Annotated in this window: 17 protein-coding genes; 6 read left to right on the top strand and 11 right to left on the bottom strand. The window is 70.4% G+C overall.

Annotated features, from left to right (window positions below):
• Positions 1-70: 70 nt before the first annotated feature.
• Positions 71-1714 (bottom strand): D-alanyl-D-alanine carboxypeptidase/D-alanyl-D-alanine endopeptidase, encoded by a 1644-nt coding sequence (dacB, locus tag ACYUD3_RS04925; protein WP_470964180.1) that lies wholly within the window; start codon positions 1712-1714, stop codon positions 71-73.
• Positions 1715-1793: 79 nt separating this feature from the next.
• Between dacB and ACYUD3_RS04930 the strand changes: the two genes are divergently transcribed.
• Together ACYUD3_RS04930 and ACYUD3_RS04935 are read left to right on the top strand one after the other, a co-directional pair.
• Positions 1794-2285 carry an inorganic diphosphatase gene (locus ACYUD3_RS04930; RefSeq protein WP_470964183.1) on the top strand — a complete coding sequence of 164 codons (492 nt, stop codon included), beginning with the start codon at positions 1794-1796 and terminating at the stop codon, positions 2283-2285.
• Between the two features lie 138 nt (positions 2286-2423).
• The gene (locus tag ACYUD3_RS04935) at positions 2424-4076 is read left to right on the top strand and encodes a threonine/serine exporter family protein (protein ID WP_470964186.1); all 1653 of its coding nucleotides are present in this window, start codon (positions 2424-2426) and stop codon (positions 4074-4076) included.
• A gap of 56 nt (positions 4077-4132) precedes the next feature.
• On the opposite strand, the gene ACYUD3_RS04940 is transcribed toward ACYUD3_RS04935, so the two are convergent.
• Positions 4133-5059, bottom strand: a complete 927-nt coding sequence (locus tag ACYUD3_RS04940; RefSeq protein ID WP_470966014.1) for a DedA family protein — start codon at positions 5057-5059, stop codon at positions 4133-4135.
• Positions 5060-5220: 161 nt separating this feature from the next.
• On the opposite strand from ACYUD3_RS04940, the gene ACYUD3_RS04945 reads away from it, so the two are divergent.
• On the top strand, positions 5221-5586 hold the full coding sequence (locus tag ACYUD3_RS04945; RefSeq protein ID WP_470964189.1) for a YbjQ family protein: 366 nt from the start codon (positions 5221-5223) through the stop codon (positions 5584-5586).
• 80 nt (positions 5587-5666) lie between these two features.
• Here the strand turns inward: ACYUD3_RS04945 and ACYUD3_RS04950 are convergent, their stop codons facing one another.
• The 4 genes from ACYUD3_RS04950 to ACYUD3_RS04965 all read right to left on the bottom strand — a co-directional run bounded on the left by ACYUD3_RS04950 (position 5667) and on the right by ACYUD3_RS04965 (position 9480).
• Positions 5667-6281 (bottom strand): PadR family transcriptional regulator, encoded by a 615-nt coding sequence (locus ACYUD3_RS04950; protein WP_470964192.1) that lies wholly within the window; start codon positions 6279-6281, stop codon positions 5667-5669.
• A 24-nt stretch (positions 6282-6305) separates the two neighbouring features.
• Complete coding sequence (locus ACYUD3_RS04955) at positions 6306-6833, bottom strand: DinB family protein (RefSeq protein WP_470964195.1); 528 nt, start codon at positions 6831-6833, stop codon at positions 6306-6308.
• 177 nt (positions 6834-7010) lie between these two features.
• Complete coding sequence (locus ACYUD3_RS04960) at positions 7011-8474, bottom strand: aldehyde dehydrogenase family protein (RefSeq protein WP_470964198.1); 1464 nt, start codon at positions 8472-8474, stop codon at positions 7011-7013.
• A 181-nt stretch (positions 8475-8655) separates the two neighbouring features.
• Positions 8656-9480 carry a helix-turn-helix domain-containing protein gene (locus ACYUD3_RS04965; RefSeq protein WP_470964201.1) on the bottom strand — a complete coding sequence of 275 codons (825 nt, stop codon included), beginning with the start codon at positions 9478-9480 and terminating at the stop codon, positions 8656-8658.
• A gap of 399 nt (positions 9481-9879) precedes the next feature.
• On the opposite strand from ACYUD3_RS04965, the gene ACYUD3_RS04970 reads away from it, so the two are divergent.
• Positions 9880-10398, top strand: coding sequence for an ATP-binding protein (locus tag ACYUD3_RS04970; RefSeq protein ID WP_470964204.1), 519 nt, complete (start codon positions 9880-9882; stop codon positions 10396-10398).
• Between the two features lie 95 nt (positions 10399-10493).
• Here the strand turns inward: ACYUD3_RS04970 and ACYUD3_RS04975 are convergent, their stop codons facing one another.
• The 5 genes from ACYUD3_RS04975 to rpmG form a co-directional block, all read right to left on the bottom strand.
• Positions 10494-10754 carry a DUF397 domain-containing protein gene (locus tag ACYUD3_RS04975; RefSeq protein ID WP_470964207.1) on the bottom strand — a complete coding sequence of 87 codons (261 nt, stop codon included), beginning with the start codon at positions 10752-10754 and terminating at the stop codon, positions 10494-10496.
• Positions 10755-11062: 308 nt separating this feature from the next.
• A complete protein-coding gene (gene rpsR, locus ACYUD3_RS04980) occupies positions 11063-11299 on the bottom strand; it encodes a 30S ribosomal protein S18 (RefSeq protein WP_470964210.1) in 237 nt (78 codons plus the stop codon).
• Positions 11300-11301: 2 nt separating this feature from the next.
• The gene (locus ACYUD3_RS04985; protein ID WP_470964212.1) at positions 11302-12618 is read right to left on the bottom strand and encodes a GTP-binding protein; all 1317 of its coding nucleotides are present in this window, start codon (positions 12616-12618) and stop codon (positions 11302-11304) included.
• Positions 12618-12881, bottom strand: coding sequence for a type B 50S ribosomal protein L31 (locus ACYUD3_RS04990; protein ID WP_470964215.1), 264 nt, complete (start codon positions 12879-12881; stop codon positions 12618-12620). The genes ACYUD3_RS04985 and ACYUD3_RS04990 overlap by 1 nt, the downstream gene beginning before the upstream one ends.
• 2 nt (positions 12882-12883) lie before the next feature.
• The gene (rpmG, locus tag ACYUD3_RS04995) at positions 12884-13048 is read right to left on the bottom strand and encodes a 50S ribosomal protein L33 (protein WP_003999141.1); all 165 of its coding nucleotides are present in this window, start codon (positions 13046-13048) and stop codon (positions 12884-12886) included.
• Positions 13049-13110: 62 nt separating this feature from the next.
• On the opposite strand from rpmG, the gene rpmB reads away from it, so the two are divergent.
• Positions 13111-13347: a 50S ribosomal protein L28 gene (rpmB, locus tag ACYUD3_RS05000; RefSeq protein ID WP_470964218.1), complete on the top strand. Its 237-nt coding sequence runs from the start codon at positions 13111-13113 to the stop codon at positions 13345-13347.
• Complete coding sequence (rpsN, locus tag ACYUD3_RS05005) at positions 13347-13652, top strand: 30S ribosomal protein S14 (protein WP_470964221.1); 306 nt, start codon at positions 13347-13349, stop codon at positions 13650-13652. Before rpmB ends, rpsN begins: the two co-directional genes overlap by 1 nt.
• Positions 13653-14009 lie beyond the last annotated feature (357 nt).

Below are 14009 nucleotides of genomic sequence, written 5' to 3' on the forward strand. Positions count from 1 at the left end.
GGGGGTTCACCAGGGGACGGCTGGAGGGCGGGGGTCCGGTTCGGGGACCGGCCCCCGGGTCACCCGCCCCTCACTCGCAGCCGCAGGCCGCCAGTGCCGTCGCCGTGCGGTCGAGCGCCGACTGGGCCGTCGTCGGGTCGCTCGTGTCCGCCGCCAGGAAGGCGAACGCCAGCAGGCGGCCGTCCTGGTCCACCACGGTGCCCGCGAGGGCGTTGACGCCCGTCAGGGTGCCTGTCTTGGCGCGGACGAGGCCGGCCGCGCCCTGGGTGTAGCGGGACGTCAGGGTGCCGGTGAAGCCCGCGACGGGCAGGCCGGTCAGGACCGGGCGGAGGCCCGGCCGCTTGGGGTCCGCCGCCTTCGTCAGCAGGGACGTCAGGAGCCTGGTCGTGAGGCGGTCGTCGCGGTCGAGGCCGCTGCCGTCCTTGAACTGGGCGCCGGTGACCGGGAGGCCGAGCTTCCTCAGCTGGGCGGCGATCGCGGCGCCGCCGCCGGCGAAGTCCGCGCGGACGCCGGTCGCGAGGGCCGTCTGGCGGGCGAGGCCTTCGGCGATGTCGTTGTCGCTGTTGGTCAGCATGCGCTCGACGAGCGACGACAGGGGCGGGGAGCTGACGGTCGCGAGGTTCTGCGCGCGGGCCGTCGCCTTGGAGGGGCCCGGGTGGGTCGTCTTGATGCCGTCGGCCGCGAGGAAGCCGGCGAACTTGGCGGTCGCGTCGGCCGCCGGATCGGGCACCCGGTCCGCCGGTCCGCTGGCCGAGCCGTCCGCGCGGCCCTCGTCCGCCGTCAGCGGGGTGACCCGCGCGAGGTTGGGGTTGTCGCCGATGGGGTGGCGGTCGGAGCCGGCGTACAGGGTGGTGTCGTAGGAGAGGGTGACGGTGGTCAGGCCGCGTTTCTTGAGGGCCGCCGCCGTCGACGTGGCCAGGGTGCGCAGGCTGGCCCAGCCCTCGCCGTTGGCCGGGCGGGCGGTGAGGGTGGGGTCGCCGCCGCCGACGAGGACGAGTTCGCGGGTGTCGGGCTCCAGGGCGGCCCGGGTCGTCAGGCGGTGGTCGGGGCCCAGCGCGGAGAGGGCGGCCACCGCCGTCGCGATCTTCGTGGTGGAGGCGGGGGTGAGGGCGTCGTCGGGGCCCGCGCCGTACAGGAGGCGGCCGGAGGTGACGTCGACGACCGCGGCGGTGTGGCGGGCGCCGAGCGCCGGATCGGCCAGGAGGGGGCTCAGGACGGCCGTGAGGGCCCTCGGGGCCGGGGAAGTGCCCGAGACGCCCGGGGCGGCCTTCACGACCCCGCCGAGGGCCGTCAGGACGGTCGGGGCGCTGGGGGCGGGGTGCGGGGAACCGGCGCTCGTACCGTGATCCCTGTCACTGAGGGCGACAGCGCGGTCGCGTTCGGCCGTACGCTGGCCGGAGGAGTCCCAGGGGCCGGCGGCGGTCGCGGCGCAGGCGGCCAGCGCGAGGCCCGCGCCGGCGGCGGTGGCGGTGTACTGCCAGGCCCTGAGGTTCCGCCAAGTGCCCTGGCTCAGTGCGGGCTTGAGGTCCAGGGAGGGCTTCAGGCCGCGCAGCGCCTTGAGGTCGCGCGGTACGGCGGCGGCGAGTTTCGCGAGCCCCGGTTCTGCGGTTCTCCCCAGCTTCCCGAGGGCCGGCCGCAGGGACGTGGCAGCCTTCGCCAGGCGGTCCACGTGGGGTTTCGCGGCCCGCCACGGCCTCAGTCCCGGCACGACCACCAGCCCCTTTCGCGATCACACTCCAGCGTGAGGGACACTTAATCACCCGAAGTATGTGCTGATCATGGAGGAGCCACCGGTGGAGTTCGACGTAACGATCGAGATCCCGAAGGGTTCGCGCAACAAGTACGAGGTGGACCACGAGACCGGTCGGATCCGCCTGGACCGCAGGCTCTTCACCTCGACCGCCTACCCGACCGACTACGGCTTCGTCGAGGACACCCTCGGTGAGGACGGCGACCCGCTGGACGCGCTCGTCATCCTGGACGAGCCGACGTTCCCGGGCTGCCTGATCCGCTGCCGCGCGATCGGCATGTTCCGGATGACGGACGAGGCCGGCGGCGACGACAAGCTGCTGTGCGTCCCCGCGACCGACCCGCGCGTGGAGCACCTGCGTGACATCCACCACGTGTCGGAGTTCGACCGCCTGGAGATCCAGCACTTCTTCGAGGTGTACAAGGACCTGGAGCCCGGCAAGTCCGTCGAGGGCGCCAACTGGGTCGGCCGCGTCGAGGCCGAGCAGGAGATCGAGCGGTCGTACAAGCGCGCCCAGGAGGAGGGCGGCCACTGAGCCGCTCCCTATAGGGGCATCGCGCCCCTAGGAGCATCGAAGGGGCCGCACATCCCGTGCGGCCCCTTCGCTCGTCAGTGCGCATACTGAGGCCCCAGGGAAGGTGTTGTCGTACAGGGAAGTTCAGGAGCGTTGCCCGTGACGGAGGCGGAGGACCGAAAGCCGCAGTCGGACGAGGCGCGAGGGCCGTACGACCCGGAGATCACGTCGGAGTTCGCGATCCCCGAGGGAATGGCCGTCACCAAGGCTGCTCCCCCCGAGTCGGAGAGCACCTCCGAGTTCACCGTCCCCGAAGGGCTCGACGCGCCCCCTCCCCCGGAGGCCGAGGGGTCGGCGTTCTCCACGCCGCGCACCTACCGCGCGCGGGACGCCGCGTTCACGCCGCCCACCGGGGTGCCCCTGGTCAGCCTCGCGAAGGACGCGCCCTGGCAGGACCGGATGCGCACGATGCTGCGGATGCCGGTGGCCGAGCGGCCCGCGCCGGAGGCGGCGCCCAAGCACACCGAGGAGGGCGGTCCGGCCGTACCGCGCGTGCTGGACCTGACGCTGCGCATCGGGGAGCTGCTGCTGGCGGGCGGGGAGGGCGCGGAGGACGTCGAGGCCGCGATGTTCGCGGTCTGCCGGTCGTACGGGCTGGACCGGTGCGAGCCGACCGTGACGTTCACGCTGCTGTCGATCTCGTACCAGCCCTCGCTCGTCGAGGATCCGGTGACCGCGACCCGGACCGTACGGCGCCGCGGAACGGACTACACGCGCCTCTCGGCGGTTTTCAGGCTCGTGGACGACCTGAGTGACCCCGAGAGCCATCTGGGCCTCGAGGAGGCCTACAGGAGGCTCGCGGAGATACGCCGCAACCGGCACCCGTACCCGACCTGGGTGCTGACGGCGGCCAGCGGGCTGCTCGCGGGGGCCGCTTCGGTGCTCGTCGGCGGTGACGCCGTGGTGTTCGTGGCCGCCGCGATCGGCGCGATGCTCGGGGACCGGCTGGCCTGGCTGTGCGCCGGGCGCGGGCTGCCGGAGTTCTACCAGTTCCTCGTCGCCGCGCTGCCCCCGGCCGCCCTGGGCGTCGCCCTCACCGTCACCCATGTCGACGTCGCCGCGTCCGCCGTCATCACCGGCGGCCTCTTCGCGCTGCTGCCCGGGCGGGCCCTCGTCGCGGGCGTCCAGGACGGCCTCACCGGCTTCTACATCACCGCCGCCGCGCGCCTGCTGGAGGTCATGTACTTCTTCGTCGGCATCGTCGCGGGCGTCCTGTCGGTCCTGTACGCCGGCGTCAGCCTGGGCGCGCGGCTCAACCCCGACGCCGCGCTCGTCATGGCCAAGCGGCCCCTGTGGCAGATCCTCGCCGCCATGGCGCTGTCGCTGACCTTCGCCGTGCTGCTCCAGCAGGAACGGTCCACCGTGCTCGCGGCGACCCTCAACGGGGGTGTCGCCTGGTGCGTCTACGGCGCGCTGCACGACGTCGGCGGGGTCTCCCCCGTCGCCTCCACCGCCGCCGCGGCCGGGCTCGTCGGCCTCTTCGGGCAGCTGCTCGCGCGCTACCGGTACGCCTCCGCGCTGCCCTATACGACGGCCGCGATCGGGCCCTTGCTGCCGGGTTCCGCGACCTACTTCGGGCTGCTGTCGATCGCGCAGAACGAGGTCGACCGGGGGCTGGTGGGCCTCTCCAAGGCGGCGGCGCTCGCCATGGCCATCGCGATCGGGGTGAACCTGGGGTCCGAGGTGTCGCGGCTGTTCCTGCGGGTGTCCGGGGAGAAGCGCAAGGCGGCGAAAAGGACGCGAGGTTTCTGACCCCGCGCCCCTTTTAAAGCGCTTTAAGGCGCTTGAAGCGCTTTAAATCCTTGCCGTCAGCCCTGCGGGTAACCGTTCTGCGAGTAGCCGCCCTGCTGCTGAGGCTGCTGGGGCTGGTGCGGCTGCTGCGGGTACCCCTGGCCGCCCTGCTGCTGGTTCCCGTACGGGTACTGCTGCTGGCCGCCGTAGTAGCCCCCGCCCTGCTGCTGCGGGGCCCCGTACGGCTGCTGCTGGCCGCCGTAGTACTGCTGCTGGGGCTCCTCCGAGGGGATGCGGCGCAGCTGGGTCGTCGCGTCGTCCATCTGGAACTGGAACTCGGCCGTCCGCTCCGCCGGCTGCTCCTGCTCCGCCGGGGCCTCGGCCGCCGCGCGCTTGCGCTTGGAGCGCTCGCGCAGGAACTCGATGATGATCGGGACGACGGAGACGACGACGATGAGGACGAGGATCGCCTCGACGTTGGTGCGGATGAACTCGATCTGGCCGAGCCAGTAGCCGGCGAGGGTGACGCCGGAGCCCCAGGCGATGCCGCCGATGACGTTGTACGACAGGAACGTGCGGTACTTCATGCGGCCGGCGCCGGCGACGATCGGGGCGAACGTACGGACGATGGGGACGAAGCGGGCCAGGACGATCGCCTTGGGGCCGAACTTCTCCATGAACTCGTGCGCCTTGTCCAGGTTCTCCCGCTTGAAGAGCTTGGAGTTGGGGCGGCTGAAGAGCTTCGGGCCGAGGAACTTGCCGATCATGTAGCCGACTTGGTCACCGATGATCGCGGCGGCCACGATCAGCGTGCAGACCAGCCACAGGGGCTGGCTGATGTACTGCCCCTGGGCCACGAACAGGCCCGCCGTGAACAGCAGGGAGTCGCCCGGGAGGAAGGCGAAGAGCCCGGACTCCGCGAAGACGATCAGCAGGATGCCGGGCAGGGCGAAGGTCTCGATCAGGTAGTCCGGGCTGAGCCACTCGGGGCCGAGCGCAAGCATGGTCGTCACGGGGATGTGGCTCCTGCTGTGAGGTGACGGAGAAGGCGGGGAACTCAGAACCAGGCCCTGCGCGCCCAAACGTATCAACGTTGCCGACTCGGCCCAGGTTCCATGGGGGTCCCCAGGATGCACTGTGCGGGCGCTTGGGCAAACCTGTGGGCATGAGTATCGAGGACTACGGCGGGGGTCAGGGACCTCAGGCCGATGTGCTGGTCGTCACCACGAACGACGTACCCGGTTACCGCGTCGAGCAGGTCATCGGGGAGGTCTTCGGGCTGACCGTGCGCTCGCGGCATCTCGGGAGCCAGATCGGGGCGGGGCTGAAGTCGCTGATCGGCGGGGAGCTGAAGGGGCTGACCAAGACGCTCGTCGAGACCCGTAACGAGGCCATGGAGCGGCTCATCGAGCAGGCCCGCGCGCGCGGGGCGAACGCGGTGCTGGCGTTCCGGTTCGATGTGACCGAGGCGGCGGACATGGGCACCGAGGTGTGCGCGTACGGGACGGCGGTGGTACTTGCGAAGGAGTGAGCGGCGCCCATAAGGGACCTCATGCATAAACGCCATCCCTAGGGAGGCCTCTCACAACAGGGCCTCCCTAGGGCAACCGATCATCTATAGGGGTTCGTCTCGCCCTCCCCCAGGACCCCCACGAACGGCTCCCCCTCCCCCGCGAACACGTACGCCCCGCCCTCGATCCTCGTGATCAGCGCCCTGGTCCACTCCGTCTGCGCGTCCGCCGAGTGGAGCCAGAAGTTCATGATCTCGCCGATGTGACCGAACCGGGCGGGGTCCCCGTGATCCAGGTAGCTGTCCTGGACCTTCGTCCGCCAGGCGTCGATACGGCCGAGCCGCTCCCCCAGGAGAGCCGTCACCTCGTCCCTGGGGAGGTCGACCATGCCGCCCAGGGCCGCCGACATCTCGTCCGCCCGCTGGCCGTACGTCCGCAGCGCCTCGCGGAGCAGGTGCCGGTACTCCTCCCGCCCCTGCTCGGTCAGCTCGTACTCGACGCGCGGTGGCCCGCCGGCCGGGGACGGCGCGACCTCGTGCTCATGCAGATGCCCTTGTTTCGCCATCTGCCTCAGCGCGTGGTAGATCGACCCCGGCTTGGCGTTGGACCACTCATGGGCGCCCCAGTACTCCAGGTCGTTGCGGATCTGGTACCCATGGGCACGGCCGTCGTGCTGACGGAGCGCGCCCAGCACCAGGAGGCGGATCGCTGACATGAGGGCCAGCGTATGGGGGTGCCTCTACAGCTGGTACAGCTCGTAGGCCGTCTTCCCGTCGAGGCTTTCGCGGACGATGTCGGCGTGGCCGTTGTGCTGCGCGAGCTCCCTCAGCAGGTGCAGGCCGAGCCAGCGCAGGGAGGCGTACCCCTCCGGCGGGAACCACGGCCTGTCCGGCAGCGGGAACGTCTCGTCCAGGCTGCTCCGGCTCCGGAAGAACCGCTCGGTCTCCGCCGCGACCTCGTCCCAGTACGCCAGCTGCCCCTCCAGCGTCTCCCCGCCGAGCAGCCGGAAACAGTCCTGCCAGTTCTCCAGTTCCATCCCCACGGCGGGCTCCTCGCCCTTAGCCCGCGCGATCCAGCTCTGTTCGGCCCAGGCGAGGTGCTTGACGAGGCCGGCGAGGGACAGCGCGCTCGCGCTGGGGGCGCTGCCGGCCTGCTCGTCGCTCAGCCCCCGCAGGGTCCGCCGGATGCCGGCCCGCTGCTCGGCGAGAAAGGAGAGCAACGTGTCGGTCTCGCCGGCCTGCACCGCGGCCCGGGGTTCGGTAGTCATGGCTCGCCTCTTCTTCGTCGTCGGAGTGAGGGGTGTTCCCCGTTCACATCTCCGACGCTAGGCGGCATGTAGGTCAGATGCTGTCCGCTGGGGCACGTGTTGCGGGCGCCGGTGCCCCGAAGAAGAACCCGAGCCCGACGACACCCCGGCCCCTGGTCCCCGGCGCCGGCCGGCCCCTCAGAACGGAAACTCGCTCCGCCCGTACTGCACGGAGATCCACTTCAGCGTCGTGAAGGCGTCCAGCGTCGTCTCACCGTTCAGCCGGCCGATCCCCGAGTGCTTTTCTCCCCCGAAGGGAACCAACGGCTCGTCATGGATCGTTCCGTCATTGACATGGAACATCCCGGTGTCGACCCGCTTCGCGAACGCCACCCCCCGTTCCACGTCCGCCGTGTGGACGGCGCCGCTCAAGCCGTAAGGAGAGTCATTGACGATCGCCAGCGCCTCCTCCTCCCCCTCGAAGGGGACCAGGAGGGCCACGGGGCCGAAAATCTCCTTGCGGAGCAGGGAGGAGTCGGAAGGGACGTTCGTCAGCACCGAGGGTTCGACGAGGTTGTTGGTCGTCTCGCCGCGGACCAGAGCTGTCGCGCCTTCCGCCACCGCCTGGTCGACCGCCGCCGAAACCGCCTTCGCCTGGAGGGAGTTGATGACCGGGCCGATGACGGTACGCGGATCGCTCGGATCGCCCGTCTTCAGAGATCTGACCTTGGCGACGAACTTCTCGGTGAACGCCTCCAGGACCGAGCGGTCGACGAGGACGCGGTTCGCGGCCATACAGACCTGGCCCTGGTCGATGTACCGGGAGAAGACGGCGGCGTCGACGGCGTAGTCGATGTCGGCGTCGTCGAGGACGACCAGCGCGCTGTTCCCGCCCAGCTCCAGCACGGACCGCTTCAGCCGGGCGGCGCAGACGGCGGCGACATGGCGGCCGGTCTGGTCGGAGCCGGTGAAGGAGATGACGCGCGGGACGGGGTGCTCGATGAACGTGTCCCCTATCTCGGCGATGTCCGTCAGGACGACGTTCAGGAGCCCGCCCGGCAGTCCCGCGTCCTCGAAGAGCTTGGCGATGAGGGTGCCGCCGACGATCGGGGTGTCCTCGTGCGGCTTGAGGACCACACCGTTGCCGAGGGCCAGCGCGGCGGCGACCGGCTTGATGGACAGCAGAAAGGGGAAGTTGAAGGGGCTGATCACACCCACCACGCCCACCGGCTCGCGGTAGAGGCGGTTCTCCTTGCCGTCGATCGGCGACGGGAGCAGCCGGCCCTCGGAGCGCAGCGTCAACTGGGCGGCCTCGCGCAGGAATTCCTTCGCCATCCGGATCTCGAAGGCCGCGCGGAGCCGCGTCCCGCCGAGTTCGGTCACGATCAACTCGGTGACCAGGTCCTCGCGTTCCTCGACAAGACGCAGGAACCGTTCGAAGACGCCCCGGCGGGTGTAGGGATTGGTCGCCGCCCAGCCGCGCTGCGCCCGCTGGGCCGCGCGATAGGCCTGGTCGACCTCGCCGGCGGTGGCGATGGTGATCGAGGCCAGCTTGACGCCGTCGTACGGGTTGACGTCGATGATGTCCCAGGAGCCGGAGCCGGGGCGCCACTCGCCGTCGATGTACTGCTGGGCCAGTTCGCTGAAGCAGGAGGACGACATGTGATCCCTCAATCCCTTGCCGCCGAAGCACGCGCGCGCATGCCGTAGCCGTGGGGGCGGGCACCCGCTACCCGTCTCCGACCAGCCGTTCGGGCTGATCACCTGTCATGGTACTGACGAACCGCGGCCGTTGGGACGGCGATGGTTCAACAGGAAAGTTTCCATGTCCTGTTCAAGGACGTCACGACAGTTGCAGCAGCCCGCGCAGCAGGTCCCGGCTCTGCTCCGGGCTCGGGCTGTCGGCCTGGAGCTCCTGGAGCACCTGCTCGTACTGTGCGACGTCCTCGCGTTTGTCCAAGTAGAGGGCGCTGGTGAGCTGTTCGAGGTAGACGACGTCGGAGAGGTCCGACTCCGGGAAGCTGAGGATCGTGAAGGCGCCGGACTCGCCCGCGTGGCCGCCGAAGCTGAACGGCATCACCTGGAGGCGGACGTTGGGGCGCTCGGAGAACTCGATCAGATGCTGCAACTGGCCGCGCATCACCGCCCGGTCGCCGTAGGGGCGGCGCAGCGCGGCCTCGTCCAGGACGATGTGGACGTCGGGGGCGTTCTCGGAGACCAGGTACTTCTGGCGTTCCAGCCGCAGCGAGACGCGGCGGTCGATGTCGGCCGGGGTGGCGTCCTTCATGCCGCGCGCGACGACGGCGTGCGCGTACGCCTCGGTCTGCAACAGGCCGTGCACGAACTGGACTTCGTAGACCCGGATCAGGGAGGCGGCGCCTTCGAGGCCGACGTAGGTGGGGAACCAGCTGGGCAGGACGTCGGAGTAGCTGTGCCACCAGCCGGCCACGTTCGCCTCGCGGGCGAGGCCGACGAGGGCGGCGCGTTCGGTGTCGTCGGTGATGCCGTAGAGCGTCAGCAGGTCTTCCACGTCGCGTGTCTTGAAGCTCACGCGTCCCAGCTCCATCCGGCTGATCTTGGACTCGGAGGCACGGATCGAGTACCCCGCCGCTTCGCGTGTGATGCCACGCGACTCCCGCAGCCGCCTGAGTTGCGAGCCGAGCAGCATGCGTCGCACCACCGATCCGGGCTCTCCCGCGCTCACGTTCCGCCAGCCTCCCCAACCGTCTTCAGGGGCCGAAGTCTGCCACTAAATCACTCCGAGCAGTACTCGCCCGATTACAGAGACGGAAAGAAGCCAAAGGGTAGTCGCGGTGCGGGCGGGGCGACAGGGGGGCAGTGGGTGAGGAGTTGGCAAGAAGTCAGCCGTCACGGCCGACTCCGGACCCCTCCAACTCATGGCTTAGCCACCCCAGTCGGTGGAAAAAATAGGGCTGGAGGGTGACCAGGGTGGGTAATTCGGTCGCGTGCACGTGCATCTGCCCTTGCATCTGCGGGACGCATCCGAAACCATGGTCTCGCGCCACCGCTGCATCGCAACGACCGCGAATTCCCGGGAGTGCCTCGCATGGGGACGAATGGATCGACCATGCTCAAGCCATTACGGCAGGGCCTTCCGCCGCTTGATCCCGCGGCCGTGTCCGACGCCGCCTCCTGCGCCCTGCCCGCGCGGCTCGAAGCCGTGCGCGAGGCGCGGCAGTTCACGCGGCGCACGCTCGGCCAGTGGGACGTCGGCGACCGCTTCGACGACATCTGCCTCGTCGTCTCCGAACTCGTCACCAACGCCCTGCGGCACGGACTCGTACCCCTCGACCCGGCCTGCGCCGACGATCATCAGCCGCCCGTGCGGCTGCACCTGATGCGCTGGACCGGCCGGCTGGTGTGCGCGGTGCGCGATCCGGGGTGCAGTACGCCCGAGGCGCGCGACGGCGACGACCACGCCGCCGAGTCGGGCCGCGGCCTCTTCCTGGTCGACTCCTTCGCCGACAGCTGGGGCTGGCACCCGCTGGCCGGCGCGCTGGGCGGGAAGGTCGTCTGGGCGCTGTTCGGACTCGGCGCGCCGGGGCAGGGCACCCCAGCGGAGTAGAAGGATGACGACGGCCGCAGTGTGTGCGTTTTCTACGCGCGTCACCCGGGCGTCATAAGGTACGGCGGCCGTTCCCGCGAGCGAACGGCCGCCGGTCAGCCCACCAGGTGATCGAACTCCCCGTCCTTGACGCCGAGCAGCATCGCCTCGATCTCCGCGCGGGTGTAGACGAGCGCGGGCCCGTCGGGGAACCGCGAGTTGCGTACGGCGACATCGCCGCCCGGGAGCCGGGCGAACTCCACGCAGGAGCCCTGCGAGTTGCTGTGCCGGCTCTTCTGCCAGGCCACCCCGCGCAGCTGCGTCGCCGCCATGCCGTTGTCGTACACGTCGCGTCCCCCGTCAACGTCGTGGTTCACAGGTCGCTCCCTGCGTGGGTGCACCGGCCGGCGGCCATGAGTGCAGTGGTCAAGTGGTCAACTGACCCGGATCATAACTCCGTTCATGTGCGGATGCATGAGCAGATGCACGTGCACGCGGGGTGCTGCTGCGATTACAGCTTTGACGCACGCTTTACCGAGTCAGTTCCCGTGACCCCTGAGGCGACGACCCTCCGTGCACCGGCCCATCCATGAGTTAAAGACGCTTACCGGCCGTCCGGTGTTCCCGGATTCGAGGGATTGGTCCAGTCCGCTTGTTGGCCGGATCAAGTCCCCGATCATTCCGGCTACTTGGGGGCGTACGGCAGCAGAGCCATCTCCCGGGCGTTCTTGATCGCGCGGGCCAGCCGGCGCTGCTGCTGGGAGGTGACCCTGGTGACCCGGCGGCTGCGGATCTTGCCGCGGTCGGAGATGAACTTCCGCAGCAGATCGGTGTCCTTGTAGTCGATGTACTCGATGCCCGCCTGGTCGAGGGGGTTGGGGCGGGGCTTGACGGGGCGGTTGCGGTCGGGCTTGCGGGGCATGGTCAGACTTCCAGGAGGGTGTCGAAGGCGGGCGGGAGGCGTTTCCAGGCGGCGCGGCCTGCGGCGTACTCGGCGTCGGTGAGGAGGCAGGACTCCAGCACCTGTTCCAGGCCGTCGCGGTCGAGCCCCGGCGAGGTGAAGACGAGGTGCTGGCAGCGGTCGCCGTGCTGCGGATGCCAGTCCAGCGCGGCTGCCGCCCGGCGCACCGGCGGGATCATGTCCCAGGCCGCGTCCGGCAGCGAGGCGAGCCAGGGCCCGACGCTCTCGACGCAGAGGGCGCCGCCGGCCGCGTCCCAGTGCAGCAGCGTGTCCGGCTTGTCCGCCAGCCAGAACCGGCCGCGGCTGCGGGCCGCCGCGCACGTGATGTCCTCCAGCGCCGCGTACAGCCGCTCCGGGTGGAAGGGCCGGTCGCGGTGCCAGACCATCGTCCCGACCCCGTGGTTGTCGGCCTCGGTGGGGAACAGGGCGCAGGCCGGGTGCTGGGCCGCGGCGGCGGACTCGACGTCGAAACCGGAGAGGGCGGCGGCGACGAGTTCGGGGTTGGGGGCGGAGTCCGGTGCGGGGGTCGGCTCGGCGTTCGGCGCCGGGTTCGGCGCGAGGTTCGGCGTGCTGCCCGAGCTGCTGCTCAACTCGGCTTCCAGGGCGCTCAGTTCGGCGTCCAGGTTGTCCAGCAGGGCGTCCGGCGCGCCGTCCGCCGTCGCGGAGGCACCCGCCAGGTCCCCCAGGTGGCCGCCCGACACGGGGACCTGACGGGCGGTCGGGTGCAGTTGGGCGAGGAGTTCGCGGTCCTCGTCGTCCGCCTCGGGGGAGTCGAGGACGGCCAGGACCGGGGCGTACTCCAGCTGGCGGGCGAAGGTGTCGGCGACCGTGCGCTCATCGGTGGCCGCCGCCGCGAGCCCGCGTTCGGCGAGGTCGTCGCCGTTGCCGAGGAAGGGCAGCAGCAGCGCCGGGTCGACGGCCGTGACGACCCCGGTGACGGTCAGCCCGCCGGCCGCGATCACCTCGGCCATCGCCTTCGGCTCCACGGAGTCCCACAGCTCGACGACCGCCAGCCGCGTCGTCCCCCCGTCCCGCAGCCGCAGCAGCTCCGGCACCAGGTCCTCCCGCAGCGCGCAGCAGGCACAGTCGTTGACCAGCGCGGCCTCTCCCACGGAGAGCAGCCCGCCGGCGTCGCTGATGGTGCGTACGACCGTCCCGGCCGCCGCGGTCGCGAGGTCGTGGTGGAGCACGACGCTCCCGGGGACGTCGGCGAGCAGCCGGGCGACCGTCGCGCGGCGGGCCTGCGCGTGCAGCCCGCCGACGATGACTACGGACAGCATCAGCTCTTCTTCCCGTACCGCTTCTCGAAGCGCTCGACGCGGCCGGCCGTGTCCAGGACGCGGGCCGTGCCGGTGTAGAAGGGGTGGCTGACGTTCGAGATCTCGACGTCGACGACCGGGTAGGTGTTGCCGTCCTCCCACTCGACCGTCTTCCCCCTCGCCGCCGCCTCGTCGGCCATCGTCGAGCGGGTCAGGAAGGCGTAGTCGGCGGCCCGGTCGCGGAAGACGACGGGCCCGTACGCCGGGTGGATTCCTTCACGCATGTCTAGCGCTCCTCTCGGAAGTCGACGTGGCGGCCGACGACCGGGTCGTACTTGCGCAACGTCATACGGTCCGGGTCGTTGCGGCGGTTCTTGCGGGTCACGTAGGTGTAGCCGGTGCCCGCCGTGGAGCGGAGCTTGATGACCGGGCGGAGTTCGTTGCGTGCCATGCTGCTATCTTACTGAAAATGAATTCCATTAACAGTCGCCTTCCAGGAGAGGTACGTCACCTATGTCCGCGCACTGCATGCTGACCGGGGCGCAGCCGGGGTTCGGGAACCGGATCTCGCACTCGCACCGGCGCACGGCCCGCCGGTTCGATCCGAACATCCAGTCCAAGCGGTACTGGCTGCCGAGTGAAGGGCGGCACGTGCGGCTTCGGTTGTCGACGAAGGGGATCAAGACCGTCGACGTCATCGGCGTCGAGGCCGCCGTCGCCCGGATCCGTGCGCGGGGGGTGCGGGTCTGATGGCGAAGAAGAGCAAGGTCGCGAAGAATCTCCGGCGGCAGGAGGTCGTGGCGCGGTATGCCGTGCGGCGGGCCGAGCTGAAGGAGGTCATCCGGCGGCCGTCGTCCTCCGATGAGGAACGGGCCGCTGCGGTGGCGGAGTTGGGGCGGCAGCCTCGGGATGCCAGTGCGACTCGGGTGCGGAACCGGGATGCTGTGGATGGGCGGCCTCGGGGGTACTTCCGGGCGTTCGGGTTGTCTCGGGTGAATGTGCGGGGGCAGGCGCATGCCGGGTTCTTGCCGGGGGTGCGGAAGTCGTCCTGGTAGGCCGGGTTCGGCGGGTGCGGCGCCGTTGTGGCTGGTCGCGCCCGCGCGGCGGTAGCCGCAAAGAGGCACAGCCCCGCGCCCCTGAAAGGTCGGGCTGCTCGCCGCTCGTTTCCAGCCGCCCGGCGCCCCTGACCTTGTCGCAGTCACAGTTGGTTCCTAGTTCGCCCCTCCCCTACCGCTGGTAGCTTGCCTCCGTCTCGGCGTCTCGCTCTGGGAGTTGGCTGTGGGATCGGTTGTGATGCGTGGGGTTTCTCTGGTCGCGGGGGTTGTTGTGCTCGCTGGGTGCAGCAGTGGGGGTGAGTCGTCCTCGTCCTCACCCTCCCCCAGCCCTACTGCTTCCTCCGCGGCCTCCCCCTC

The organism is Streptomyces sp. AMJ-169 (assembly GCF_055597585.1).